This window comes from Ruegeria sp. YTSC004 (assembly GCF_059609805.1).
In genome coordinates, this window is the sequence record NZ_JBXWMJ010000002.1 from 123872 (window position 1) to 150161 (window position 26290).

General features: G+C 56.4%; 26 protein-coding genes. 15 read left to right on the forward strand and 11 right to left on the reverse strand.

What is annotated here, in order from left to right; translation table 11 throughout:
- Nucleotides 1-74 precede the first annotated feature (74 nt).
- The 3 genes from AC2FFP_RS04285 to AC2FFP_RS04295 form a co-directional block, all read right to left on the reverse strand.
- Nucleotides 75-1388, reverse strand: a complete 1314-nt coding sequence (locus tag AC2FFP_RS04285) for a branched-chain amino acid ABC transporter permease (protein WP_496843823.1) — start codon at nucleotides 1386-1388, stop codon at nucleotides 75-77.
- Complete coding sequence (locus tag AC2FFP_RS04290; protein WP_496722920.1) at nucleotides 1385-2395, reverse strand: branched-chain amino acid ABC transporter permease; 1011 nt, start codon at nucleotides 2393-2395, stop codon at nucleotides 1385-1387. The genes AC2FFP_RS04285 and AC2FFP_RS04290 overlap by 4 nt, the downstream gene beginning before the upstream one ends.
- A 236-nt stretch (nucleotides 2396-2631) precedes the next feature.
- Entirely contained in the window at nucleotides 2632-3003 is a 372-nt protein-coding gene (locus AC2FFP_RS04295) for a hypothetical protein (RefSeq protein WP_496738579.1), read from the reverse strand.
- 537 nt (nucleotides 3004-3540) lie between these two features.
- Between AC2FFP_RS04295 and AC2FFP_RS04300 the strand changes: the two genes are divergently transcribed.
- Nucleotides 3541-3891: a hypothetical protein gene (locus tag AC2FFP_RS04300; RefSeq protein ID WP_496776882.1), complete on the forward strand. Its 351-nt coding sequence runs from the start codon at nucleotides 3541-3543 to the stop codon at nucleotides 3889-3891.
- Between the two features lie 185 nt (nucleotides 3892-4076).
- Here the strand turns inward: AC2FFP_RS04300 and AC2FFP_RS04305 are convergent, their stop codons facing one another.
- From AC2FFP_RS04305 to AC2FFP_RS04320, 4 genes are all read right to left on the reverse strand, one after another.
- Nucleotides 4077-4319 (reverse strand): hypothetical protein, encoded by a 243-nt coding sequence (locus AC2FFP_RS04305; protein WP_496764850.1) that lies wholly within the window; start codon nucleotides 4317-4319, stop codon nucleotides 4077-4079.
- A 215-nt stretch (nucleotides 4320-4534) separates the two neighbouring features.
- The gene (locus AC2FFP_RS04310) at nucleotides 4535-5248 is read right to left on the reverse strand and encodes an ABC transporter ATP-binding protein (protein WP_496722912.1); all 714 of its coding nucleotides are present in this window, start codon (nucleotides 5246-5248) and stop codon (nucleotides 4535-4537) included.
- Between the two features lie 99 nt (nucleotides 5249-5347).
- Nucleotides 5348-6136 (reverse strand): ABC transporter ATP-binding protein, encoded by a 789-nt coding sequence (locus tag AC2FFP_RS04315; protein WP_496764853.1) that lies wholly within the window; start codon nucleotides 6134-6136, stop codon nucleotides 5348-5350.
- Between the two features lie 130 nt (nucleotides 6137-6266).
- Nucleotides 6267-7448, reverse strand: coding sequence for an ABC transporter substrate-binding protein (locus tag AC2FFP_RS04320; RefSeq protein WP_108858629.1), 1182 nt, complete (start codon nucleotides 7446-7448; stop codon nucleotides 6267-6269).
- 153 nt (nucleotides 7449-7601) lie between these two features.
- Between AC2FFP_RS04320 and AC2FFP_RS04325 the strand changes: the two genes are divergently transcribed.
- Complete coding sequence (locus AC2FFP_RS04325) at nucleotides 7602-8696, forward strand: PQQ-dependent sugar dehydrogenase (protein WP_496738583.1); 1095 nt, start codon at nucleotides 7602-7604, stop codon at nucleotides 8694-8696.
- 7 nt (nucleotides 8697-8703) lie between these two features.
- On the opposite strand, the gene AC2FFP_RS04330 is transcribed toward AC2FFP_RS04325, so the two are convergent.
- A complete protein-coding gene (locus tag AC2FFP_RS04330; RefSeq protein ID WP_496738584.1) occupies nucleotides 8704-9708 on the reverse strand; it encodes a GlxA family transcriptional regulator in 1005 nt (334 codons plus the stop codon).
- Nucleotides 9709-9877: 169 nt separating this feature from the next.
- On the opposite strand from AC2FFP_RS04330, the gene AC2FFP_RS04335 reads away from it, so the two are divergent.
- Nucleotides 9878-11248 carry a class II 3-deoxy-7-phosphoheptulonate synthase gene (locus AC2FFP_RS04335; RefSeq protein WP_496738585.1) on the forward strand — a complete coding sequence of 457 codons (1371 nt, stop codon included), beginning with the start codon at nucleotides 9878-9880 and terminating at the stop codon, nucleotides 11246-11248.
- Nucleotides 11249-11308: 60 nt separating this feature from the next.
- On the opposite strand, the gene AC2FFP_RS04340 is transcribed toward AC2FFP_RS04335, so the two are convergent.
- Complete coding sequence (locus AC2FFP_RS04340) at nucleotides 11309-11929, reverse strand: PAS domain-containing protein (protein WP_496764856.1); 621 nt, start codon at nucleotides 11927-11929, stop codon at nucleotides 11309-11311.
- Between the two features lie 299 nt (nucleotides 11930-12228).
- On the opposite strand from AC2FFP_RS04340, the gene AC2FFP_RS04345 reads away from it, so the two are divergent.
- The 12 genes from AC2FFP_RS04345 (at nucleotide 12229) to AC2FFP_RS04400 (ending at nucleotide 23993) form a co-directional block, all read left to right on the forward strand.
- On the forward strand, nucleotides 12229-13119 hold the full coding sequence (locus AC2FFP_RS04345; protein ID WP_496843830.1) for a YicC/YloC family endoribonuclease: 891 nt from the start codon (nucleotides 12229-12231) through the stop codon (nucleotides 13117-13119).
- Between the two features lie 16 nt (nucleotides 13120-13135).
- Nucleotides 13136-13777 carry a guanylate kinase gene (gene gmk / locus AC2FFP_RS04350; protein ID WP_058271617.1) on the forward strand — a complete coding sequence of 214 codons (642 nt, stop codon included), beginning with the start codon at nucleotides 13136-13138 and terminating at the stop codon, nucleotides 13775-13777.
- A complete protein-coding gene (locus AC2FFP_RS04355; protein ID WP_496722896.1) occupies nucleotides 13774-14298 on the forward strand; it encodes a gamma carbonic anhydrase family protein in 525 nt (174 codons plus the stop codon). The genes gmk and AC2FFP_RS04355 overlap by 4 nt, the downstream gene beginning before the upstream one ends.
- A 31-nt stretch (nucleotides 14299-14329) precedes the next feature.
- Nucleotides 14330-15376 (forward strand): ATP-binding protein, encoded by a 1047-nt coding sequence (locus tag AC2FFP_RS04360; protein ID WP_496764860.1) that lies wholly within the window; start codon nucleotides 14330-14332, stop codon nucleotides 15374-15376.
- A 192-nt stretch (nucleotides 15377-15568) separates the two neighbouring features.
- Nucleotides 15569-16609, forward strand: coding sequence for a substrate-binding domain-containing protein (locus AC2FFP_RS04365; RefSeq protein ID WP_496722892.1), 1041 nt, complete (start codon nucleotides 15569-15571; stop codon nucleotides 16607-16609).
- Between the two features lie 82 nt (nucleotides 16610-16691).
- Nucleotides 16692-18164, forward strand: a complete 1473-nt coding sequence (pstC, locus tag AC2FFP_RS04370; protein WP_496764863.1) for a phosphate ABC transporter permease subunit PstC — start codon at nucleotides 16692-16694, stop codon at nucleotides 18162-18164.
- Nucleotides 18161-19522: a phosphate ABC transporter permease PstA gene (gene pstA, locus AC2FFP_RS04375; protein ID WP_496843833.1), complete on the forward strand. Its 1362-nt coding sequence runs from the start codon at nucleotides 18161-18163 to the stop codon at nucleotides 19520-19522. The genes pstC and pstA overlap by 4 nt, the downstream gene beginning before the upstream one ends.
- 11 nt (nucleotides 19523-19533) lie before the next feature.
- Entirely contained in the window at nucleotides 19534-20331 is a 798-nt protein-coding gene (gene pstB, locus AC2FFP_RS04380; protein ID WP_058271912.1) for a phosphate ABC transporter ATP-binding protein PstB, read from the forward strand.
- A gap of 16 nt (nucleotides 20332-20347) precedes the next feature.
- Nucleotides 20348-21049: a phosphate signaling complex protein PhoU gene (gene phoU / locus AC2FFP_RS04385; RefSeq protein ID WP_496764868.1), complete on the forward strand. Its 702-nt coding sequence runs from the start codon at nucleotides 20348-20350 to the stop codon at nucleotides 21047-21049.
- Nucleotides 21050-21061: 12 nt separating this feature from the next.
- Entirely contained in the window at nucleotides 21062-21751 is a 690-nt protein-coding gene (gene phoB, locus AC2FFP_RS04390; protein WP_058277939.1) for a phosphate regulon transcriptional regulator PhoB, read from the forward strand.
- Between the two features lie 125 nt (nucleotides 21752-21876).
- On the forward strand, nucleotides 21877-23106 hold the full coding sequence (locus AC2FFP_RS04395; RefSeq protein ID WP_496843835.1) for an acyl-CoA dehydrogenase: 1230 nt from the start codon (nucleotides 21877-21879) through the stop codon (nucleotides 23104-23106).
- Between the two features lie 119 nt (nucleotides 23107-23225).
- On the forward strand, nucleotides 23226-23993 hold the full coding sequence (locus tag AC2FFP_RS04400; protein ID WP_496880757.1) for an SDR family oxidoreductase: 768 nt from the start codon (nucleotides 23226-23228) through the stop codon (nucleotides 23991-23993).
- Here AC2FFP_RS04400 and AC2FFP_RS04405 read toward each other — a convergent pair.
- Both AC2FFP_RS04405 and AC2FFP_RS04410 read right to left on the reverse strand, forming a co-directional pair.
- On the reverse strand, nucleotides 23990-24859 hold the full coding sequence (locus AC2FFP_RS04405) for an acyl-CoA thioesterase (RefSeq protein WP_496733232.1): 870 nt from the start codon (nucleotides 24857-24859) through the stop codon (nucleotides 23990-23992). The genes AC2FFP_RS04400 and AC2FFP_RS04405 overlap by 4 nt on opposite strands.
- Before the next feature lie 49 nt (nucleotides 24860-24908).
- Nucleotides 24909-26138 (reverse strand): serine hydrolase domain-containing protein, encoded by a 1230-nt coding sequence (locus tag AC2FFP_RS04410; protein ID WP_496764880.1) that lies wholly within the window; start codon nucleotides 26136-26138, stop codon nucleotides 24909-24911.
- Nucleotides 26139-26290 lie beyond the last annotated feature (152 nt).

Below are 26290 nucleotides of genomic sequence, written 5' to 3' on the forward strand. Positions count from 1 at the left end.
ATCCGTATACCGTATAAAATCAAGAAACCGCACCAGTCAGTTGGCGCGGTCTCAAGAATTGATGGAATGTGATCTTACTTTTCCGGAATCAATCCCCTTGGACTGAACCTGAGAACAATCAGCAGGACAAGGCCCATGGTGAACAGACGCATATGCGCGGCACTGTCGATCAAATGAGACTTAAGCGCGCTGCCATCCGGCATGCTCGAAGTGATCAGGTTCATGAACCACAATCCCATCGGCTCGACCTGAACCCAAAGGAACCAGATCAGGAATGCGCCTAATACAGCACCGAAATTGTTGCCCGAACCGCCCACAATGACCATCACCCAGACAAGGAACGTAAACCGTAGCGGATTGTATGTGCCCGGCGTAAGTTGCCCGTCCAGAGTTGTCATCATCGCACCGGCGATGCCACAGATGGCCGAGCCGAGCACGAAGATCTGTAGGTGGCGGCGGGTAACATCCTTGCCCATTGCCTCTGCCGCGACCTCATTGTCGCGGATGGCGCGCATCATGCGGCCCCACGGGCTTTTCAACGCCATTTGCGCCATCCACAGCAGGACAAGCAGAACGATCATGAACAGCAGCGAATAGCCCAGTTTGACCGACAGGGTCGACGCGATGACCGGATCCAACCCGAGCCAGTCAGCGCGGGCGACAAAGCTGGGATCGTTCTGCAATTCGACCTCGTAACCAACCACAGGGGCAGGGCGCGGGATGCCGTAGACGTTCTTTACACCTCGGGCCAGCCAATCCTCGTTCTTCATGATGGCAATGATGATCTCGGCAATGCCCAGTGTCGCGATCGCCAGATAGTCAGAGCGAAGGCCCAGCGCCGTCTTTCCGATCAGCCACGCCGCACCAGCGGCCAGCAAACCGCCCGCAGGCCAGGCCACAAGGACCGGCAGGTTCAAACCGCCAAGGTTGCCGGCAACTGCGGGTTCGATTGCCTCGACCCCCACAACGCTTGGATCAAATATTGCGCGGTAGACAAAGAACCCAACAAGGAGAATGGCAATAATCGTCAAGGTTTGGGCACGCCCCTTGGGCATCCGGGTCGCCACCAGCACAGCCGCCACAACGGTTGCTGCGCCTAAAAGCAACGCCAGAAGAATGCCATAACCACCCGAGGACCATGCGCCGGGGGTCGGCGGGGTCGATATCAAAACAACAGCCAGTCCACCCAGTGCGACAAAACCCATGACGCCGACGTTAAAGAGGCCGGCAAACCCCCATTGCAGGTTTACCCCAATCGCCATGATGGCCGAGATCAACCCCATGTTCAGGATCAGGATTGCGGCGTTCCAGCTTTGTGTGAAACCGGTCAGCAGGATCAGACCGCCAACGACAATGAAAAGCAGCGTGTTTTTGACGGACTCGGTCATACCGCTTTCCCCTTAAACAGGCCGGTAGGCTTGAACAGAAGCACGATCAGCAAGATGGCAAAGCTGACGGCGAATTTGTAATCAGTGGACAGGAATTGCACCAATCCCGAAGGCGCCAGACTTTCTGGCGCAACGTAAGTCAGTACCTTTTTCCATGCATAGGTAACAGTGACCTCTGAGAACGCGATGATGAACCCGCCCGCGATGGCGCCCAGCGGGTTGCCAAGGCCGCCGACAATGGCCGAAGCGAAGATCGGCAGCAGAAGTTGGAAATAGACAAAAGGCTTAAAGCTCTTGTCCAAACCATAAAGAACACCAGCGGTGGTCGCCAATGCTGCCACGATGATCCAGGTGATCATCACAACACGCTCGGGGTTAATACCTGAAAGCAGCGCCAGATCCTCGTTATCGGAATAGGCCCGCATCGATTTTCCCGTGCGGGTCTTGTTGAGGAACCAGAACAGCAGCGCCACCGCGATAACGGCAACTACCAGAGTGATGCCCTGAGAGGTCTTGATCGCAAGCCCCTCACGCAGTCCGGTCATCGCCTTGAAATCACGGGCGGATATGATGAACCGCGCGCCGTCCGAAAACCTTTGGTCATCCGGACCGATGATAAAGCGAACAAGCCCGTTCATGATGAACATGACACCCATCGAGACGATCACAAGGATCACCGGCTTGGCCTTTTGTTCCCGGTAGAACCGATAGACCAACCGATCGGTTATCAAAACAAGTACGATACAGCCCAGGATCGCAAAGGGCAGGGCCAGCAGCGCGGTGGGTAGCGGGCCAAAACTCACGCCGGCGGCTTGCAGGCCCCAGGTAACCAGCACGGCAATCATCGCACCAAAGGCCATCGTGTCGCCATGGGCAAAATTCGAAAACCGCAGGATGCCGTAGATAAGCGTGACCCCTAGCGCGCCAAGCGCCAATTGGCTGCCGTAAGCAACCGCAGGCACGATGACAAAGTTTGCCAGCGCGACTAACGCATTCAATAAGTCCATTTGATCGTCTCGTTCTTTCGGGTGCGGCTTTATGGCATGCGTTTTGCCATTTGCACAATCATTCCCACGTCTTTTCCGGCGTTAATTTGGGAAATTTTCAACCCGAAAGCGACAAAATCGGCATTGCTCCGATTGCTGATGACAGCGGCGTTCTCTTTGTGCGTGTTCAGGCGGGGCTGACCCGCCAGAACGGTTGTGGTTTGGGACCCCAACGGGGCGTATTGGACCTGGTGTCGTCAGCTGACCGTGCAGGTTCCACGCTCGTTTCGGCTGTTGGCTCCCGTTGCCCGGATCGCGAGCGTACCGCTTTCGTCGATAGTGTAACCGACGCTGCCGCCATTGGTGATTTGCAGAAATTCATAAGAACCAAGCCCTTTGAAAACATGCAGCTCGGCAATATCGCCATCGACGCTCAAGGTTCCTTTGGATGCGCCCTCAACACGTTTCAGCATGATTTTCTTGGGCGCTGTGGCAGGGGAACATTTGCCGGACTTGCAAATCTCTTCAATCTGACACTCGTAAACAAACTCAGCTCCCGGTGTATTCTGCGTTGTGGCCTGCGCGACAGCGGGCAGCAACAAGGCAGCAAGAGCGGCCAGATATTTCATATAAGCTCTCCTAAAAGGTGTTGGCCGACAAATCGGTCCATGTGTTGGTAAACCGGCCATCGAAGGGCGCGATTTCTGGGCCTCACTAGGTGGGAAAAATGGCGAGAATTAATCCTTCTGGGGACAGATTTCTGAATGCTGAAATTTCCAGAAGTCTGAGGCCACAGAAATTATACATTGAAAACTCAGGATATAATTCGATGAAGATTGGTTTCCTGACCGTTCCAGCGTAAAATCCGCCTTATTTTGGACAGATTTACCGACCGTCGCTGTAACGTTGTGCAAATCCTTGCGTACCGACATTGAAACAACCAGATTCGGGGATGCTCTCAGTAACCAGCAAATTATGGCGTCCGACGTTACGAACAGTATCACGCAACCTCAAGATGAAGTGATCCGCTTGGGACAACGCTTTGATCTCGGTGGGATATCCCTAGCTTTCCAGAACGGCTCGCCGGGAAATGCGAAGCCCAACTTACGGAATACGGATCACGTCATGGCGCAGACCCAGCGGCTCCGGGAACAGAAAGGCAAGACATGAAAAACGCGGCGATTTTGTTTTTAAGTTTGGTAGCGCCCGGTGTTGCGGCGGCTCAGAACGATCCTCTGAACGGTGAGGATTTTGTGGTGAACTGCGTCTCGGACAGCACGGGCAACGCGGTGACGCTGGCGCGGTCAGGGGCCACGGACAAAGGGTTCATTGTAACCGATGACGTCAAAGGTGAAGCCGTCATCATCGGCGGGCTGAACTCGCTGACGTTTTTGCACATTAAGGATAAAGATGTGATTACCTTTGTCGTCGACTTCGAGAATCTTGACTACGACATGTCGATCAGGGGCCCGCATGCCGCGCAGGACTTTGGGTCCTGTGGTGATCCGATAGGGTAAATGAGGTTTGATATCTGGCCAGTGAAAACGGGGTCGGGAATAGAAAACCCTGTTTTCCCGGCACAGCAATTTCAATGAAAGTTGGCGATGCTAATCCAACACGTCGAAACTTGGATAGTCGGCCTAGGCGGTTGCGGGAACAAAGACGAAGCTGAAGAGCGCCACATGGGCGTTGAGGTAGGCCACTAGTATTCTTCTCCGCAATGGCCATGGGTTACCAAAACGTCGACCATCCAACCTCTGGTTTGCGTGGTGATTGTAATGTCGGTGGGTTGGCCTTTGTGCAATTTGACTTGCATGTGCGCGATTTCGCTATCCTCAACACTGCTTGCGAAAACAGTGTTTTCTGTGGAAAGCTCTGGATCGATACTAAATTCTCCCATAGGGAACTTGCTGTCTTTTTCTGGAGAAACGGCAAAGGTATTCACCAGGCTCCCGATGGACGAGATTTCCAAGTTAAATCCGTCTCCAAGACATTCGACGGCCTCACAATCGTTGGAAATACAGTGTGCCCGAACTTCACACATCTTCATTCTACAATGCGACAGAGGAACACTTTCGGCGTAAGTCGCTTGCGGTAAAGCGAACCCAACAATGACCGAGGCAAGCAAGTAACACAGTCTTTGTTCAATAAACACCGTCGTTACCCCCCCAAGAAACTCTTCCGCACCTCCGGATCAGCCAACAGTTCCTTGCCCGTTCCAGTATAGGCATTCCGCCCCTGAACAAGCACATACCCCTTGTCCGCGATCTCCAGAGCCTGACGAGCATTCTGCTCCACCATCAGGATCGGCAGACCGGTCCGCGAAACTTCGATGATCCGGTCGAACAGCTCATCCATCACGATCGGCGAAACACCAGCGGTCGGCTCGTCCAACATCAGAACTTTGGGCTGAGTCATAAGCGCTCGGCCTACAGCGACCTGCTGACGTTGACCGCCCGACAGCTCTCCGGCCGCTTGATTTCGCTTGTCGCGCAGGATGGGGAAGAGGTCGTAGACCTGTTCCATGGTTTGGCTGATGTCGTCGCGACGGATGAAAGCGCCCATCTCAAGGTTTTCTTCAACCGTCATCGAGGTGAAGATGTTTGAGGTTTGCGGCACAAACCCCATCCCGCGGATAACGCGGTCCTGCGGAGTGAGGTTGGTGATGTCTTCACCGTCCAGCCGGACAGATCCCGACCGGACATCCAGCATTCCAAAAACGGCCTTCATCGCAGTAGACTTACCTGCGCCATTGGGGCCAACGATCACCGCGATCTGACCTTTGTCCACAGCGATGGTGCACTCATGCAAGATGTCCGGCCCCTTGCCATAACCACCGGTCATGGTGTCACCGATCAGAAACGGCTCAGACATTCACAGGATCCTTCTTCATCTGGCCTTCAAATATCCCGGGGGTTTCGGGGCAGCGACCCCATTTGCGCAAACTGTGTGCACTCACTCTCATCACATCGCTCATGCCCCGGCCTCTAGTTTGTCTTTGTTCTTCAGGCCAGTGCCCAGATAGGCCTCGATCACGTGCTCATTGGCTTTGATCTCGTCCAGTGTACCCTCGGCCAGGACTTTCCCCTCGGCCATACAGATGACCGGGTCGCAAATCTTGCCGATAAAATCCATGTCGTGTTCGATAACGACAAAAGTATAACCGCGTTCTTTGTTCAAACGCAGGATGGTGTCGGCGATGGTCATCAGCAGGGTGCGGTTCACGCCCGCGCCGACCTCGTCCAGAAACACGATCTTGGCGTCGACCATCATGGTGCGGCCGAGTTCCAGCAGCTTCTTTTGCCCGCCAGAGACCTGACCTGCCTTGTGGTCGGCCAGGTGCTCAATGGTCAGAAACTCCAGAACCTCATCCGCTTTAGCCATTAGGGCACGTTCTTCGTCGGCGATGCGCTTGCGACTGAACCAGGTGTTCCACAGCGATTCACCCGATTGGGCGCCGGGCACCATCATCAGATTCTCGCGGCAGGACATCGAAGAGAATTCATGCGCGATCTGAAAGGTGCGCAGCAAACCCTTGTGAAACAGGTCATGCGGGGGAAGGCCGGTAATTTCTTCGCCGTCCATGTACACCCTGCCGCTGGTCGGTGGCAGAACGCCCGCGATCACGTTGAAAAGGGTGGTCTTTCCCGCCCCGTTTGGCCCGATCAGGCCTGTGATCGAACCTTTTTGGATTTCCAGCGACGCCCCATCCACCGCGTGAAACCCGCCGAAATGCTTGTGCACGTCCTCGACGACGATCATCTATTCCCCTAGCCACCCTTGTCGGTGTTTCTGCTTCCTCGACCTCAAAAGGTGAGGTTCGGCCTTTTTTCATTGAAACAGCCCGGACACAAGGCCCGGGCTGCTTGATTTTATGACGTTTAAGACCGGTTCAACGGAAGTTGACGGTCTTGTTTTCGCCGTCGGTTACTTCGATCTCGCGATAAGAACCCGCGCTTTCACCGGGGCCGATCAGCTCAACACCCGACGCGCCGACATAGTCGATGTCCTGACCAGCGGCGAGAAGCTCCAGACCTTTGGCCAGTTCACCCGGATAGATCTTCTCACCCGGGGCGTTGGCGACATCCAAGATCTTGGCACCGTATTCAGCCGGGTTAGTGGAACCTGCCGCCTGCATGGCCAGCATGAACAGCGCGGCAGCGTCATAGGATTCAGGCGAATAGGGCGACGAACCGTCAAAGCCTGCGGCTTCGGCCATGGCAAAGTACTTTTCAGCACCTTCACCGCCCGAACCGGCGATCTGACCGAACGAGCCGTTCAGGTCGGGACCGACGTTGGAAGGCAGCGAGTCACCGATCATGCCGCCCGGCAGACCGAATGTGTCAAAGGCACCGCTGTCCAGCGAGGACTGGATGATGCCCAGACCGCCCTGGTCCAGATAGCCTGCGACAACCAGAATGTCGCCACCAGCCGACGCCAGCGCACCAACTTCAGCCGAGTAGTCAGCCTTGCCGTCTTCGTGCGCGGCAACGATGGTCACTTCACCGCCGGCTGCTTCGAACGAGGATTGGATCGCGTCTGCCAGACCCTTGCCGTAGTCGTTGTTGGTATAGGTCAGGGCGATCGAGTTGATGCCGCGATCCTTCAGGATGTCAGCCATCACTTCGCCTTCACGTGCATCCGACGGGGCGGTGCGGAAGAACAGACCATTGTCTTCCATGGTCGACAGACCCGGTGATGTCGCCGACGGCGAGATCATGACCATGCCGTTCGGGATCGCAACGTTTTGCAGGATCGCACCGGTCACCCCCGAGCAGTCGCCGCCGACAATACCAGCAACGCCGTCCGCGATCATACGTTCGCCGTTCGAGGTCGCCAGACCGTTGTCGATACAACCGGTGTCAGCGCGCGACGCGGTGACCTTTGAGCCGTCCAGCAGTTTGCCGGATTCGGTGACTTCGGCCATCGCCATTTCAGCGCCGGAACCCATTGCAGGTGCAAGCGATTCAATCGGGCCGGTAAAGCCGAAGAGGACGCCCAAAGTGACGTCTTCGGCCAGTGCCGGACCAGCCAGCAGAGCGGATGCTGCGGTTGCAGTAAGCAGCTTTTTCATATGGTTACTCCCTTATTGGAACGTATTCGTTCTGGGCAAGACCCTAGGCAAGCTGTCTGGAAAAGAAAAGTCCTAACGCAAATGTGTTTTTGCCAAGAATAAACCTATTTGTTTTGATGAGTTTGTCACGTTTTACCAAAGTTGGAGATTCTCATGCTTAGGGCTGCCGCGATTCTGGTCCTGTCGGTTTTTGCCGGCCCCATCAGCGCCGATACCCTTCAAACCTCAGCCGGGACGGTTCAGGTCACGGCGATGGTCACCGGGCTGGATGCACCTTGGGCGATCGGCTTATTGCCCGGAGGCGGAACATTGGTGACCGAACGGGACGGCGATCTTTTGTTTGTCTCGGAAGGCGAGGTCAAACGCATTGCCGGGGTGCCCAAGGTGGCTGCGAACGGGCAGGGCGGGCTGCTCGATATCACCGTGGCACGGGATTTTCCGCAGACCCGCGAGGTGTTTCTCACCTTCTCCAAACCCCAAAGTGGCGGGGCGGGAACCGCGGTGGCCGTGGCGCGCCTGTCGGAAAACGGGAGCCGCTTGAACAACGTACGGATCATTTTCGAAGCAGTTCCGGGCGGTTCGACTGGCCGACATTTCGGTTCGCGCGTGGTCGAGGCGCAGGACGGAACGCTGTTTGTTACGATTGGGGATCGCGGCGACCGTCCGTCAGCGCAAGACAGGTCAAACCACATGGGCACCGTTATTCGCATCAATCGCGATGGCACGGTACCTGCCGACAACCCTTTTGTCGGACAGGCTGGAATTCGCCCTGAGATTTGGTCATTTGGTCATCGCAACCCGCAGGGCGCTGGGTTGGACAGGCAAGGTCGCTTGTGGATTTCAGAGCATGGTGCGAAGGGCGGGGATGAAGTGAACCTGATCCAACCGGGGCGGAATTTCGGCTGGCCGGTGATCTCCTACGGCGTTCACTATTCGGGCCAAAAAATCGGAGAGGGGACCTCGAAACCCGGGATGGAACAGCCGGAACACTATTGGGATCCGTCCATCGCACCGTCCGGTTTGCTGGTCTATTCCGGCAAGCTTTGGCCAGAGTGGCGGGGCGATATCTTTGTCGGGTCGCTCAAGTTTGACTACATCTCGCGCCTTGAAGGAACACCGCTGCGCGAGGTCGAACAGATCAAAGGGCCGGAAACCGAGCGCGTTCGCGATATCGTCGAAGCCCCGGATGGGGCAATCTGGTTTATTTCGGTGGGACAGGGAGCCATCTATCGCATGACCCCCGGATAGGCGTAGATCAGACGGACAACCGCCCGCTTTGCGCACCACGTTCACGATAAGGCGTGGTGTTGTAATGGGCCCGGTAGCATTTTGAGAAATGGCTGGGCGAGGCAAAGCCGCAAGCCAAAGCCACGTTGATCACACTCATGTCCGTCTGCATCAGCAGGTTGCGTGCTTTGTGCAGGCGCAATTCCATGTAGTAGCGTTTGGGTGAGCGGCTGAGATAGCGGCGGAAAAGGCGTTCCAGTTGTCGGGTGGACATGCCCACGTCTTTTGCCAGAATCGATGGCGAGATCGGCTCTTCGATATTCTTTTCCATCATCAGGATAACCTGGCTTAGCTTGGGGTGTCGTACACCAATCCGGGTCGGGGTCGACAGGCGCTGTGTATCCTGATCGGTACGGATCGAGGAATAGATCATCTGGTCCGCCACGGCGTTCGCCAGATCCTCACCATAATCATCGGCAATGATCTTGAGCATCAGGTCGATTGAGGACGTGCCGCCCGCAGTCGTCATCCGGTTTCCGTCGATCTGAAACACTGATTTGGTCAGTTCAACTTCGTCGAACTCTTCGATAAAGCTGTCCGAGTTTTCCCAGTGGATCGTTGCGCGTTTACCGTCCAGCAATCCGGCCTTGGCCAACGTAAAGGCTGCTGTGCACAGACCGCCGATGCGCAAACCGCGCCGCGCTTCGCGGCGGACCCAGTTCAGCACTTTCTTTGTTGTCGCCAGTTGCACGTCGACGCCGCCGCAGATCAAGACCACGTCATCGCGTTGCAGTTCGACCAAGTCGGTTTCAACGTTAAAGGTAGTCCCGGCAGAACAGCTGACCGTATCACCACCTTCACCGGCCAGGGCCCACGTGTAGAGTTCTTTGTCTGCCATACGGTTGGCAATCCGCAGGCTGTCCAACGCCGAGGCAAAAGACAGCAGGGAAAACTTGTCCAAAAGGACAAACACGAAATGCCGAGGATTGGCCTCAGCGCCTTCCACTGTGACAACTTGGCGTTGCTCTTGCATGGCTTGGTGTCCTTGATTCGGCGCGTTGTTACGTCGCGTCCGGCGTCGTTGTTGCCAGCCACCATGATCAAAGCTTGTTTCCGACGTCAAGAGGCGCAAAAGGGATATGGTCAGTCTTCAATGCATTTTGTATAGAGACGACCTGACTACTTCAGCGGAGATCAAAGCTATGACCGAATGGCAAAAAACGAACTGGCGCAACAAGCCCCGGGTTCAGATGCCAGACTATATCGATGCGGCCGCGCTGGCCAAAGTCGAGGCTCAGCTTTCTCAGTATCCCCCGCTGGTCTTTGCTGGCGAAGCACGGCGTCTCAAACAACATCTGGGTGCCGCCGGTCGCGGCGAGGCTTTCCTGTTACAGGGCGGGGATTGTGCTGAAAGCTTTGAACAATTCAGCGCGGATGCAATTCGTGACACCTTTAAGGTGATGCTGCAGATGGCGATGGTACTGACCTATGGTGCCAAGGTGCCCGTGGTCAAAGTGGGCCGTATGGCGGGCCAGTTTGCCAAGCCGCGCAGTGCGCCGACCGAGGTTCTGGACGGTGTTGAGTTGCCCAGCTACCGCGGTGACATCATCAACGAGCTGGCTTTCACGCCCGAAGCCCGCATCCCGAATCCCAGCAAGATGCTGCAGGCCTACACGCAGGCTGCCGCTACCTTGAACCTGTTGCGTGCATTCTCGACCGGCGGATTCGCCGATATGAGCATGGTGCATTCGTGGACATTGGGCTTCACGGATGAACAGGATGTACAGAAATACTCGGAAATTGCTGACCGTATCCAAGACACGATCGACTTCATGGATGCCGCCGGGATCACAGCGGACACTACGCATGAGTTCTCAACCGTGGAGTTTTACACCAGCCACGAAAGCTTGCTGCTGGAATACGAAGAGGCTCTGACCCGTCTCGATTCTACTTCCGGCAACTGGTTGGCAGGGTCCGGTCACATGATCTGGATCGGCGACCGTACGCGTCAGCCAGACGGTGCGCATGTGGAATTCTGCAGCGGGGTACTGAACCCGATTGGTCTAAAATGCGGCCCGACCACGACAGCCGAGGACCTCAAGGTTCTTATGGCCAAGCTGAACCCGGAAAACGAAGAGGGTCGCCTGACCCTGATCGCACGGTTTGGCGCAGGCAAGGCAGGCGAGCACCTGCCGCGCCTGGTCAAGGCGGTTAAGGAAGAGGGCGCCAAGGTCACCTGGGTTTGCGACCCGATGCATGGCAACACGATCAAGTCGGCAACCGGGTACAAAACCCGTCCGTTCGACTCGGTCCTGCGTGAGGTACGCGACTTCTTTGGCGTCCATCAGGCCGAAGGCACGGTTCCTGGTGGTGTGCATTTTGAGATGACCGGTCTGGACGTCACAGAATGCACCGGCGGCGTGCGCGCGGTGACCGAAGAGGACCTGTCAGATCGTTACCACACAGCGTGCGACCCACGCCTGAACGCATCGCAGTCCTTGGAACTGGCATTCCTGGTCGCAGAAGAGCTGACCAACCTGCGCCGCGACCGCAAGAACCGCGCAGCCAGTTAAGGTTATAGACAATAATCGGAAAAGGCGGGCTGGATGGGCCCGCCTTTTTTTGTTTGTGACTTAGTCATCGCGCGACACAACCAGCCTCAGATGTGAACCGGGACGGTCAAATTTTTGCTGATCTTCTGCGAATCCGGTCTGGACCGTTTGCGACGGTTGTTTGGGAACCTGCACATCCGACACCGGGCGCAAATTGGTTTCTGAGATTGTGAATCGTCGGGGTGTTGCACCTATAGCGCCGTCGCTGACCATTACGCCCAGAATGCGGCTGACATCACCTAAATCGCTTTTCAGCGGTAACAGAAGCATGCGGGCCTGTAACTGCACACGCCCCAACCGACCTGATGATTCCAGGGTCAGATTGGCGATAGCTGGTTGTGCGAATACCTGTTCCGACACGGTCTTGATCTGGTCCCGCGCGCCGGGCTCAAAGAAGGAAGTCAGCGGCATACCACGCACTTCCATCCCGGCCAGCTGGTTCAAATGCCTCCCGGCCAGACGGAATCGGGTAAGTCCGGGGGCGATGCGTTCCAGAACGAAAGTGTATTCCAAAATGTTCTCAAGCCCGCGCGGGTCGATTTGCGACCGCATGGGAACCCCATCACCTGTCAGAAGCGCCGTCCAATACGCCTCGGCCTGGCGGATAGGCGAAAGGCTGCGCCCGCTGTCAAAACGATCCATAGAGACGATCTTTCCAAAACTTGACCCGAAACCGTTCCCGAAAAAGGTTTTCATCATTATCACCCTGGCGCCTATCGACCGTCATTTTCCTAAAATGCGAAGTACCGGGGACCTCTATCCGAGGCCAGTGTCCGCAGCTGTAAGACTGACGCAGGTTGATTCAATTTTGGAGCAAATCTTTAACGAATGGTTAACGACTGACGGGCAAAGGCAGAGTCAGCAAACTCTTGCCCTGTGCGCGCAGTTCGCATTAGGTGCGCCCAGCAAACTGAAAACAGGCAGCTATGGAAAGGGCAGGCATGATTGAATCCATGACGGGTTTCGCCTCGGGCAAAGGGGCGTTTGGCCCGCATAGCTGGACGTGGGAGTTACGCAGCGTGAACGGCAAGGGGCTGGACATGCGTCTGCGCGTGCCGGACTGGTTGACCGGGCTTGAGGCTGCGTTGCGCGCCGCGATGTCGAAAAAACTAAGCCGGGGCAATGTGACATTGTCTTTGCGCCTCAGCCGAGATGAGACGCAGGCGGACCTGGTCCTGAACGAGACTGCCATGAGTGCCGTTCTTGAGGCTGTGGCGCGAACGCAGGAAATGGCCATTGCGCGGGACGTGACCCTTAGGCCCTCGACGGCCGCTGATCTGATCTCGCTCAAGGGTATGTTGGATGCGGGCAGTGATGGGGATGACCCGGGCCCATTGGTTGGCCAACTGACGGCAGAATTCAGTGGCCTATTGGGCGAATTCATAGAAATGCGCCAGTCCGAGGGTCGGGCGCTGGCAACAGTTCTGGAAGATCAACTTGGGCAGGTGGCTTCATTGACGGTCCAAGCGGCTGAGCTGGCAGAGCAACGCAAGGACAAGATGGCCGAGGCGCTGCGGGATAATCTGGCGCGGGTAATGGACAACGCGCAGGGGGCTGATCCGGACCGCGTCGCTCAGGAATTGGCGTTGATCGCCGTCAAGGCGGACATCACCGAAGAGATTGATCGCCTGAAGGCGCATGTCGTGGCGGCGCGGGATCTGCTGGCGCAGGACGCGGCGGTCGGGCGCAAGCTGGATTTCCTAATGCAGGAATTCAACCGTGAGGCAAATACTCTGTGCTCAAAGGCGCAAAGCGCGGAATTGACAGCGGTCGGCCTTGAGTTGAAGGCCGTAATAGATCAGATGCGTGAGCAAGTGCAGAACGTAGAATAACCACAGGAGCGCCCAAATGGCGGATCGACGCGGCCTATTAATCATTCTGTCCTCGCCTTCGGGGGCCGGTAAATCGACCCTGGCGAAACGGCTGATGCAGTGGGATTCCGAGCTTGAGTTCTCGGTCTCGGCCACCACCCGCGCACCACGCCCGGGTGAGGAAGACGGGCGCGAGTATTACTTCCTGAGTGAAGATGCGTTCCGGCAGCAGGTGTCCGAGGGACAAATGCTGGAACACGCGCACGTGTTCGGTAATTTCTACGGCTCACCGGCGGGTCCGGTACGCGAGTCCATTAACAGTGGCAAAGACGTTCTGTTTGACGTGGACTGGCAAGGCGAGGTGCAAATCCGCAATTCGGATCTGGGCAAGCACGCTTTGTCGATCTTTATCCTGCCGCCGTCTATCCCCGAGCTGCGCCGCAGGCTGGAAAGCCGCGGTCAGGACAGTGAAGACGTGATCGCCAAGCGGATGTTGAAAAGCTGGGATGAGATTAGCCACTGGGGCTATTATGACTATGTTCTGATCAATGACGATCTGGATGCCACCGAAGAGAAGCTGAAAACCATCGTCAGCGCCGAACGCATGCGCCGCATCCAGCAGCCCAGCCTGCAGAACCATGTCCGCACGTTGCAAAACGAATTTGAGGGCTTGGCATGACCATTTACGCTTTGGGTGACCACGCGCCGCAAATCCACGAAGACACCTGGGTTGCGCCGGACGCCAACCTGATTGGGAAAGTCGTTCTGGAGCAGGGTGCCTCGGTCTGGTTCGGCTGCACCATCCGCGCCGACCACGAAGAGATCCGCGTGGGCGAGGGCAGCAACGTCCAGGAAAACTGCGTCATGCATATCGACGCCGGGTATCCGCTGACCATTGGTAAGAACTGCACCATCGGACACAAGGTCATGCTGCATGGCTGCACGATCGGGGAAAACACACTGATCGGAATGGGCGCGATTGTCTTGAACGGCGCAAAGATCGGGAAAAACTGTCTTATCGGTGCCGGCGCACTGATTACCGAAGGCAAGGAAATACCCGATAACTCTCTGGTTATGGGGTCACCGGGCAAAGTTGTGCGGGAACTGGATGCGGCGGCAGCGCAAAAAATCACCTTCAGCGCGCTTCACTATCAGCAGAATATGCGCGCGTTTCGCAAAACTTTGAAACCTGTGTCTTAGGTTGATTCCAAACGCATCAAGAGTGACGGAAATGCCAAACGACCTGCTTGCTGAAATTGTGTCGGCCATTCCGATGCCCACGCTTATGGTTGATCAGACCGAGCGCATCATAGCGGCAAACACCGAAGCCAGAACTATGCTGGGTCAGAACATCGAAGGCCGCCATTTCGCAACGATCCTTCGGCAGCCACAAGTCATCGACGCGATGGAGCAGAGCCTGCGCAGTAAAGGCCCAGCCAAAACGCGCCATTTGTCCAATGATGGTGCCCAGGACACCACTTTCGAAGTGCAATGCCGTTACATGAAGGGTGTGGGCGCGGTGGAGGGTGGTGCCGTGATGGTCGTTTTCCAGGACGTCACGCATCTGGAACAGGCCGGACAAATGAGGCGCGATTTTGTGGCGAATGTCAGCCACGAACTGCGCACGCCTCTGACTGCTCTGATGGGCTTCATAGAAACATTGCGTGGTCCAGCGCGAGATGATGCAGCCGCCCGTGAGCGGTTTCTGCAGATCATGACCGACGAAGCCAATCGAATGAACCGGCTGGTCGGCGATCTGCTATCCCTGAACCGGGTCGAGAGCGAAGAGCGGGTTCGCCCCAGGGAGCAGCTTGATCTGACAGGTCTGTTGCAATCAACGCTTACAACGCTGCGTCCCCTTGCTGAGGCCGCAAAAGTGGACCTGACACTGGATGCGTCATCAGGGCCAATCTCGGTGACCGGAGACAGCGACCAATTGCGTCAGGTGTTCACGAACCTGATCGAGAATGCCATCAAATATGGCGGTAGCGGCGGTAGTGTTGATGTGCGCATTCAGTCATCTGAGCGCGACACCGCCATGCGCGGCCCTGCGGTTCGGGTACAGATCGCAGACAAAGGCCCAGGGATTGATGCCGTGCATCTGCCGCGCCTGACCGAGCGATTCTATCGCGCCGACAGTCACAGATCCCGCGAGCTGGGCGGTACGGGGCTGGGCCTTGCGATTGTAAAACATATTGTAAACCGCCACAGGGGGCGGCTACGGGTCGAAAGCGATCTGGGAAAAGGCTCTGTATTTACAGTGATTTTGCCGCGCTGATTTTCGGCCAATGACGCAGGTTCATTTCAGACGCGCGCTGTGTTCCGTACTGTCCTGTTAAGAAAACTTAAGAAAATCGTTACGTGTCATAAAACCGTTACGTACTTGTCACAAAAGGCTTACGCACGGCTTTTAGGAGTTCGCGCAGATCATCATGGGGTGATCACAATTTATCTTTTCAGGGAGACTGAAATGTCCTTTGTAAAACTGTCGGCTTCGGCGCTTACCATTGCTGCTGTATCGGCCACCGCGGCCGCCGCTCGTGATCAGGTTCAGGTTGCGGGTTCTTCAACCGTGCTGCCATACGCCTCGATCGTAGCAGAAGCCTTCGGTGAGAATTTTGACTTCCCGACACCGGTTGTTGAATCGGGTGGTTCCTCGGCAGGTCTGAAGCGTTTCTGTGAAGGTGTTGGCGAAAACACCATCGACGTTGCGAACGCATCGCGCCAGATCCGTGAAAAAGAAATCAAAGCCTGTGCTGAAAACGGCGTTACTGACATCATCGAAGTTCAGATCGGTTATGACGGCATCGTTTTCGCATCCGACATCAACGGCAACTCTTTCGAGTTCACGCCGGAAGACTGGTACAAAGCTTTGTCCGCTCAGATCGTCGTTGACGGTGAACTGGTCGACAACCCCAACAAAACCTGGGCCGACGTAAACCCTGCATTCCCGGCACAGCCGATCGCAGCCTTCATCCCGGGCACCAAGCACGGCACTCGTGAAGTGTTCGAAGACAAAGTGATCCTGGCTGGTTGTGAGCATCTGGGCGACTTTGACGTCTACAAAGCGGCCAATGGCGACGACAAGAAAGCCGCCGAGAAAGCCTGTATCGCTCTGCGTACCGATGGCGTTTCGGTCGACATCGACGGTGACTACACCGAAACTCTGGCCCGTATCGACAGCAACAAAGACGGCATCGGCGTCTTTGGTCTGGCGTTCTACGAGAACAACACCGACAAGCTGCAAGTCGCAACCATGTCTGACGTTGTTCCTTCGACCGAGTCGATCGCAACCGGCGAATACCCGGTTTCGCGCCCGCTGTTCTTCTACGTGAAGAAAGCGCATATCGGCGTGATCCCCGGCCTGAAAGAATATGCTGAGTTCTTTGTCGCTGACGAGATCGCAGGTCCCGACGGTCCGCTGGCAGAATACGGCCTGGTATCCGACCCTGAGCTGGTCAAGGTACAGGAAGCTGTTGCCAACGAAACCGTCCTGGGCGGCGGTTCCTAATCACTCTTACGAACGGAACCGGGGCGGTTTTTCTCGCCCCGGTTCTTTTTGACTCCATCTCTGCCATCCCCACGGAGTTCTCATGGCGTTATCCTGGCTGTTGCTTATCCTGCTTGCGCTGGCAGTGATCGGATTTTTTGCGGGTCGGTCCCGCGCTCTGGCAAGTGCGGGTGGTAACGTCCGCGATTTGCATTCTTTACCGTCTTACTACGGTTACAACGTTGCGCTGACGGCTCTGGTTCCTGCAGTTGGGGTGCTGATCGTCTGGCTCCTTGCCCAACCGATGATCGTGAACAGCACGGTATCCGAGCTTATTCCCGATCATGCAGTGCCCGAAGGGTCGGATCGCGGCCTGATCATGAGCGAAGTGCGCCGTGTCGCCTACGGCTTGGACGGCGCTGTTGCCAGCGGTGCGATGACCGAAACTCAAGCCCGGAACGGCAATGCGGATATCGAAGCGCTGACGAAAACGCTGAAAGACGCAGGCCAGGTTCTTACTCAGGACATCACACAGCCGATTTTGGTTGCAGCACAAAAGTTCCGCAGCATGACGTCCACAGGGACAGTTGCCATGCAAGTCGTAGTGCTGGCGATGGCACTACTTGGGGCCGCCTTTGCCTATGTGCGTACGCACAAGGAGTTTCGGGCGCGCAACGTGGTAGAGCAGGGGGTTCTGGCCCTTCTATTGCTGGCCGCGTCAATCGCGATCCTGACAACCATCGGCATTGTTCTGTCGATGCTGTTTGAGACGATGAACTTCTTCCAGCTGCATTCGTGGAAGGACTTCTTCTTCGGCAGCACGTGGGCACCGAACTTCCGCGGAGGCAGTGAGCTGTCGATCCTACCGCTGTTGTGGGGCACGCTGTACATCTCTGTGATCGCGCTGCTTGTGGCGGTTCCGATTGGCCTGTTTGCCGCGATCTATCTGTCTGAATATGCTTCGGGCGTGACGCGGTCCATCGCGAAACCGCTGCTGGAAATCCTCGCAGGTATTCCGACCATTGTTTACGGCCTGTTTGCCTTGCTAACTGTGGGTCCTGCGCTGGTGTCGATGTTTGGTGACGGTGGCGCGTTGGGAGTGGGCTGGATGGCCAGTTCGAACGCGGTTCTGACCGCTGGGCTGGTTATGGGGATCATGCTGATCCCGTTTGTCTCATCTCTGTCGGATGACATCATCAACGCGGTGCCGCAATCCATGCGTGACGGCTCGCTGGGTTTGGGAGCGACGCATTCGGAAACCGTGCGCAATGTGATTCTACCGGCAGCGCTGCCGGGCATTGTCGGCGCGATCCTTCTGGCCGCAAGCCGCGCCATTGGCGAAACGATGATTGTTGTGATGGCCGCCGGAGCGATCGCCAAATTCTCGGGCAACCCGTTCGAAGCGATGACAACCATCACCACGCGGATTGTCAGCCAGCTGACAGGCGATACCGATTTTGCCAGCCCCGAAACGCTGGTGGCCTTTGCGCTGGGTCTGACCCTGTTCATCATCACACTGGGGCTGAACATCTTTGCCCTCTACATCGTACGCAAATACCGGGAGCAGTACGAATGACCGATATTTCCCAAATGCCTGACGCTGCTCCGACCACGAAGCCCAAGGGCGGCTCGCTGTTCGAAAAGGACGCGCGCACCAAGCGGCGCAACGCAGCCGAAAGCCGGTTCAAAATGTATGGCATCGCCGCCATTGGGATCGGATTGCTGATGCTGATTGTGCTGGTGACCAATATTGTCACCGCTGGCACCGGTGCCTTTCGGCAAAGCTTTCTTGAACTGAATGTCGAATTGAAGGCCGACAAGCTGGACAAGAAGGGTAACCGGAACATCGAGGATATCAAGAAGGTTTCGACCTTTGGCTATGCCCCTCTGATCGCGTCTGCGCTGGAAAGCGAAGTCGAAAAGCTGAGCATCCAGACAGACCTGAAACCCAAGGAGATGGGCAAGATCCTGTCCAAGGCCGCGCAAGCCGAGTTGCGGAACTATGTGATCGCCAACCCCGATGAGATCGGCAAAACGGTCAGCTTCCGCTTTTTGGTCAACAGCCGTGTCGATGGCTACATGAAAGGTCGCGTGACCCGCGATTCGATTGCCAACGACAAGAGTATCTCGGTCGAACAGTTGGATTTCGTGGATCAACTGCGCGATGCAGGTGTGCTGTACAAAGCCTTCAACCCGGATTTCATTTTGGGTGCAGATGCGTCAGACCAGCGGCCCGAAGCGGCCGGGATCGGTGTCTCTATGCTGGGTTCATTGTTCATGATGTTGGTCGTCCTGGCGCTGGCCTTGCCCATCGGTGTAGCGGCTTCGATTTATCTTGAGGAATTTGCGCCACAGAACCGGTTGACCGATATCATCGAGGTCAACATCTCGAACCTGGCCGCTGTTCCGTCGATCGTGTTCGGTATTCTGGGTCTGGCTGTGTTCATCAACTACATGCACCTGCCGACGTCAGCCCCGTTGGTGGGTGGTCTGGTGCTGACACTGATGACGCTGCCGACGATCATCATCTCGACCCGCGCGTCGCTGAAAGCTGTACCGCCGTCGATCCGTGATGCGGCGCTTGGGGTAGGGGCCTCGAAAATGCAGGCGGTGTTCCACCATGTCCTGCCGCTGGCTGCACCCGGCATTCTGACCGGTACCATCATTGGTCTGGCGCAGGCACTGGGGGAAACCGCACCGTTGTTGCTGATCGGGATGGTAGGCTTTATCGCCTCAAATCCGCCCGATGGCATTGTCGCGGGCTTCCTGTCACCAAACTCGGCCATGCCGGCGCAGATCTATGAATGGTCCAAGCGCGCCGACCCGGCCTTTTATGAACGTGCATGGGGGGGCATCATCATCCTGTTGATCTTCCTCGTTACAATGAACACCATTGCGGTACTTCTGCGCCGCCGCTTTGAACGCCGCTGGTAAATGGGGCTATTATGAATGATATGACACGAGTGGAGAGAACCGTGGACTCCAAAGCCATCAAGATCGCCGCCAACAACGTTCAGGTCTACTACGGCGACACGCACGCCATCAAAGACGTGGACGTCCAGATCGAGGACAAGACCGTAACGGCCTTTATCGGCCCATCGGGCTGCGGCAAGTCCACTTTTCTGCGCTGCCTCAACCGGATGAACGACACCATCGACATTTGCCGGGTCGAGGGCGATATCCTGCTGGACGGCGAAGATATCTATGACAAGCGTGTCGACCCGGTGCAGTTGCGTGCCAAGGTCGGAATGGTGTTTCAGAAACCCAACCCGTTCCCCAAGTCGATCTATGACAACGTGGCCTATGGCCCGCGCATCCATGGTCTTGCAAAGAACAAATCGGAACTGGATGATATCGTTGAGAAATCTCTGCGTCGTGCTGCGATATGGGATGAGGTCAAGGACCGCTTGGACGCCCCCGGTACAGGCCTGTCCGGTGGTCAGCAACAGCGCCTGTGCATTGCCCGTGCCGTGGCAACGGAACCTGAGGTTTTGCTGATGGACGAGCCATGCTCGGCGTTGGACCCGATTGCCACTGCGCAAGTCGAGGAACTGATTGACGAACTGCGGTCGCGCTATTCGGTGGTGATCGTGACCCACTCAATGCAACAGGCTGCGCGGGTGAGCCAGAAAACGGCGTTCTTCCATTTGGGCAACCTCGTGGAATTCGGCGAAACCGGCCAGATCTTTACCAACCCCGAAGACCCCCGCACGGAAAGCTACATCACCGGCCGTATCGGCTGAGGACAGGTATTTGAACATGACCGAACAACATATTGCATCCGCATTCGACCGCGACCTTGAAGCGGTTCAGGCCCATATCATGAAGATGGGCGGTCTGGTCGAGGCCGCGATCATGAACGCCGCGCGCTCGCTTGAAACCCGGGATGTCGAATTGGCCCAACAGGTGCGTCAGGGCGACAAAGCCATTGATGCGCTTGAGGATCTGATCAACGAAGAAACCGCGCGGGTGATCGCGCTGCGGGCACCCACAGCGAGCGACCTGCGTCTGGTTCTGTCTGTTCTGAAGGTCTCGGCCAACCTGGAACGCATTGGCGACTATTCCAAAAACATCGCCAAACGCACCACGGTTCTGGTCGACGCCGGTGAGATCAACGGCAGTGCCGCCGCCCTGCGCCGTATGGCGCGCGAGGTTGAGCGGATGCTGCGCGACGCGTTGGACGCCTATATTCAACGTGACGCCGAATTGGCCGCTGACGTGATCCAGCGGGATGAAGAAGTAGACCAGATGTACAATGGCCTGTTCCGCGAGTTCCTGACCTTCATGGCCGAAGATGCACGCAATATCTCATCGTGCATGCACCTGCATTTCATTGCCAAGAACATCGAACGGATGGGTGATCACGTAACAGCCATCGCAGAACAGGTGGTCTATCTGGTGACTGGGGAACGGCCATCGGAAGCACGTCCCAAAGCTGATACCACCTCGCAAACCGCCTAGGAGGCAACGATTATGTCCGCTGATCAGCCTACGGTACTGGTTGTTGAGGATGAACTGGCCCAGCGTGAAGTGCTGGCTTACAACCTCGAAGCAGAAGGGTTTCGTGTATCCAAGGCGGCCAATGGTGACGAGGCGTTGCTACTGGTTGATGAAGACAATCCGGACATCATCGTTTTGGACTGGATGATGCCCAACCTCAGCGGGATCGAAGTGTGCCGCCGCCTTAAAACGCGCCCGGATACACGATCGATCCCCATCATCATGCTTTCCGCCCGGTCGGAAGAGGTCGACAAGGTGCGTGGTCTGGAAACCGGGGCGGATGACTATGTGGTCAAGCCGTATTCGGTTGTCGAGCTTATGGCGCGCGTGCGCACACAGTTGCGCCGTGTTCGCCCGGCGACGGTCGGTATCAAGCTTGAATTTGCGGATATCATTCTGGATTCCGAGACACACAAGGTCAGCCGAAACAGCAAGCCGCTGAAACTGGGCCCGACCGAGTTTCGTCTGCTGAGCACGTTCATGGAAAAACCGGGTCGTGTCTGGAGCCGCGAACAGTTGCTGGACCGGGTCTGGGGGCGCGATATCTACGTCGATACCAGAACGGTCGATGTTCACATCGGCCGCTTGCGCAAGGCGCTGACGCAGCATGGCGGTGAAGATCCTGTGCGTACGGTCCGCGGCGCAGGGTATGCGCTGGGGTAAAAACACGGGGCAGGGCGCACTGCCCTGTTCTATGCGGTTTACTCATGGTTCGTTGCGAATCTGTAGCTGTTATTTGCGGTTACGGCAGGGTATTTTGCGACAAAGCCGACTAGCGGAGAACCAAAATGAACGCCCCGAACACCAAACCGACTTTGCGCGCCAAAGATGCACCTGACATGGGGGCGTTCTCGTGGGACGATCCATTTCGTCTGGCGGATCAGCTAACAGAAGATGAGCGCATGATCGCCGCGAGTGCGCAGGCATATTGTCAGGAAAAGCTGCAACCACGGGTTCTGGAAGCCTTCCAGAACGAGGAAACGGACCCGGAAATCTTCCGCGAAATGGGTGAAATGGGCCTTTTGGGCACCACGATCCCCGAAGAATACGGCGGTCTTGGTAGCGGCTATGTGTCTTACGGTCTGGTCGCGCGCGAGGTTGAGCGTGTGGATTCTGGCTATCGCTCGATGATGTCGGTACAAAGCTCATTGGTGATGTACCCGATCTATGCCTATGGCAGCGAAGAACAGCGCCGGAAGTACCTTCCGAAACTGGCCAGCGGCGAATGGATCGGTTGCTTTGGTCTGACAGAACCTGATGCCGGCTCGGACCCGGCGGGCATGAAAACCCGCGCGGAAAAGATCGACGGTGGTTATCGGCTGACCGGCAGCAAAATGTGGATCTCGAATTCACCCATCGCAGACGTCTTTGTGGTGTGGGCTAAGTCCGATGCTCATGACGGCAAGATCCGTGGCTTTGTTTTGGACAAGGGTCTCAAAGGTTTGAGCGCGCCCAAAATTCAGAACAAGATGAGCCTGCGGGCATCGATTACGGGTGAGATCGTTCTAGACGGCGTCGAAGTGGACGAGGGCGCCTTGCTGCCGTATGTTCAGGGCCTGAAGGGTCCGTTTGGCTGTCTGAACCGTGCGCGCTACGGGATCAGCTGGGGCGTCATGGGCGCCGCTGAAAGCTGTTGGCACGGTGCGCGTCAGTATGGTCTGGACCGCAAACAGTTCAACAAGCCGCTTGCGCAGACGCAGCTGTTCCAACGCAAACTGGCGGACATGCAAACCGAGATCGCTTTGGGCCTGCAAGCCAGCCTGCGCGTTGGCCGCTTGATGGATCAGGCCGAAGCAGCGCCCGAGATGATTTCGATCGTTAAGCGCAACAACTGCGGCAAGGCGTTGGAGATCGCGCGGAATGCCCGCGACATGCACGGTGGCAATGGCATCTCACTGGAATTCCAGGTTATCCGCCACATGGTCAATCTGGAAACTGTGAACACCTATGAGGGCACGCACGACGTTCATGCGTTGATTTTGGGGCGGGCACAGACCGGACTTCAGGCCTTCTACTAGGATATTCTAAATACCGCATAATCGGTATTATGGTAAAAAATAGCATTGGCAATTTCCGGTTTTCCCAAAATTGCCAATGCCTTACGATGCCTTTCAAAACGTCCAATTCGGAGCCCCTGATGAACTTGAATGGCAAGACTGTGGTGGTCACCGGTGCAGCCAACGGTATCGGTAAAGGTCTGGCAACCCGGTTCGCGCGCGAAGGTGCAACGGTCGTATGCGCAGACATAGACACCGAAGCTGCGCGTTCTGTGGCCACGGAAATCAATGGACACGCGGTAACATGCGATGTTTCAGACGAAGCCAGTATCAAAGCGCTGATTGATCACGTCGAAGATGAGATTGGCCCGATTGATCTGTTCTGTGCAAATGCTGGTATCCTGACCCTTGGTGGTCTGGACGTTCCGGATGAAGACTGGGAGCGGATCTGGAAAATCAACGTCATGTCTCATGTCTGGACCGCGCGTCACCTCGTTCCGCATATGATCGCGCGCGGCGGTGGCTACATCATGACAACGGCCTCGGCTGCAGGACTTTTGAACCAGCCTGGCGCTGCACCGTACGGCGTTTCTAAACACGCCGCCGTGGGCTTTGCCGAATGGCTGTCGCTGACATACAGCCATAAAGGCCTGCGCGTTTCGGTTCTATGTCCGCAAGCAGTTCAGTCCGAAATGACACGCGGCTTTGAGGATTCGGTAGCGTCTATCGACGGTATGCTAGAGCCTGAAGACGTGGCCCAGGCCTGTGTCGAAGCCATTGAGTCGGAACAGTTTCTGGTGCTACCGCATTCGAAAGTGTTGGACTACATTCGGCACAAATCCAGTGATTACGACAGCTGGCTTAGGGGCATGAACAAGTTAAATCAACAGTTTACGGACGATGATTAAAGTTTCTTCTGGGCTTTTCGCATCAGGCCTTCCTGCGTGACCGACGCAACCAAAGTGCCGTCTTGTGCATAAATCGACCCTCGGTTGAAGTTGCGCCCTCGCCCACTCCATGGCGAATCCATCGAATACAGATGCCAGTTTTCAAAATGGATCGGCGCGTGGAACCACATGGCGTGATCCAGGCTGGCCCCATTGACCTGCCCCGTAAACCAGCTGAGGCCATGCGGTCGCATACCTGATCCCATCAGATACATGTCAGACGCGTAAGTCAGCAGCAATTGCTGAGTGGCAGAATCCGCCCCCACTGCACCGGGCATGCGGAACCAGACCTGATTTCGATCGTCCGATATTTCAGGGTGGAACGGATCAAGATGGCTGGCCTCACGGACCTCGATTGGCCGTTCGCGTGTCAGCTCACCACGCATGTGTTTGGGTACCAAATCCACGTATTTCTTGCGCAGTTCAGTGCGCGACGGATAACTTTCCGGGTCCTCCATCTGGGGCATCTCATGGTGATGATCCCAGCCTTCATCCTCAATGTGGAACGAGGCCGATACGTTCAAAATCTGTTTGCCATGCTGGATCGCGACCACGCGCCGTGTGGTAAATGAACCTCCATCCCGGGCTCTATCAACTTGATAAATAACAGGAATAGATGGATCGCCCGGGCGAATAAAATACGCATGCAGCGAATGGCACAGCCGATCATCCACAGTACGATACGCCGCCGCCAGAGCCTGCGACACCACCTGCCCGCCAAAGATACGCGTCGGAGTCTCGCCGCCTGACCCGGTGCCTCGGAACAGGTCAACTTCGAGCCTCTCGAGGTTCAAAAGGTCAAGAAGGACACGTTCTGCTTCGGTCATTGGCGACTCTCCGGTTGGCTATGAAAAAGGCGTATCAGCGCCATCCGGGTCAATCAACCAACGCGCCCATTACCAGCGCCTTTAGCTCGGATCGGGACGGGTAAGAACTGGACGGCGACAATTGGGTGAAGAATACGGCCGACAGATCGTTGCTGCGGTCAATCCAGAAGAATGTCGAAGCCATACCGCCCCAACTAAAATCACCTAATGACCCAGGTGTTCGGGTTCTGCCAGGGTTGATGATGACAGACCCGGCCAGACCAAATCCCATGCCTTCCATCGGTTGCTCGGCAAAGCTTTGCGGGCCCATCGAGGCGATATCGCCTGGCAAGTGGTTTTGCAGCATGAAGTCGACTGTCTTTGGACCCAGCAAGCGGTGGCCGTTGCCCTGCCCCCGGTTTCGCATCATCTCGGTGAATTTGACGTAGTCGTCGATCGTGCTGACCAGACCGCCACCGCCCGAAAAGGTCGTCGCCTTTTCAAATGGGGATGCGCCTGCCTCGTCTGTCAATCGCAGGGTGTCGTCGCCGGTCTCAGCTGAATTCAGCGCCATCGCGTCCCCGGCCAGCGGCGTATAGAGAGACGCGAACCGATCCCCTGCCCCTTTGGGCACAGAAAATCCGGTCTCGGCCATCTCAAGGGGCTCAAAGATCTCTTGCGCGAAGAACTGATCCAAGGTTTTGCCGGACACAACCTCGACCAAGCGGCCCAACACATCAGTGGAAACTGAATATTCCCAACGGGTTCCGGGCTGGAACGCCAATGGCAGCTGTGCCAGTGCGCCGATCCTGTCCTTCAAAAGCCCTTGATTGGGGCTAAAAATCAGCTTCTGTGCATCCATCGCTGCCGGGAGAACACCGGGATTGAACGGATAACTGAATCCGCTTGTGTGGGTCAGTAGCTGATGCAGTGTCGGGGATGGTGCATCTTCGGTTTGATCCAGCCTCTCCGCCCCAGGAACAAGAGCCTGAACGGAAGCAAATTCAGGCAGAAATTCAGAAAGTTGCGCGTCGAGGTGGAACAACCCACGCTCGGCCAGCATCATCACCGCGACCGAGGTGATGGGTTTCGTCATAGAATAGATCCGCACAAGCGTATCGCGCTGAAACGGTAGGTCCTTTTCAACATTTCTAAGGCCACAGGCGTGAAAAAACCCCTCGGACCCGTGGTGGGTCAATAGTAATGAACTGCCCGCGTATTTGCGCTCATCGACATATCGCTGCATCCAGTCCCGTATGCGGTTCAGGCGGGCGGGATCAAGGGTGGTCTGGCTGCGCATGGGTTTCTCGAACCTCCTCGGCGGTTTGATTGATCTTGACCGGTGACGCACTGAATTAATAGAGGAATTCCTGATTTCCCACATCGTGACCAACGGCCAGTGCGCGCCAGCCTTCCCGCCTGTACACTAGACGCGTTATAGATTCGTCTGGT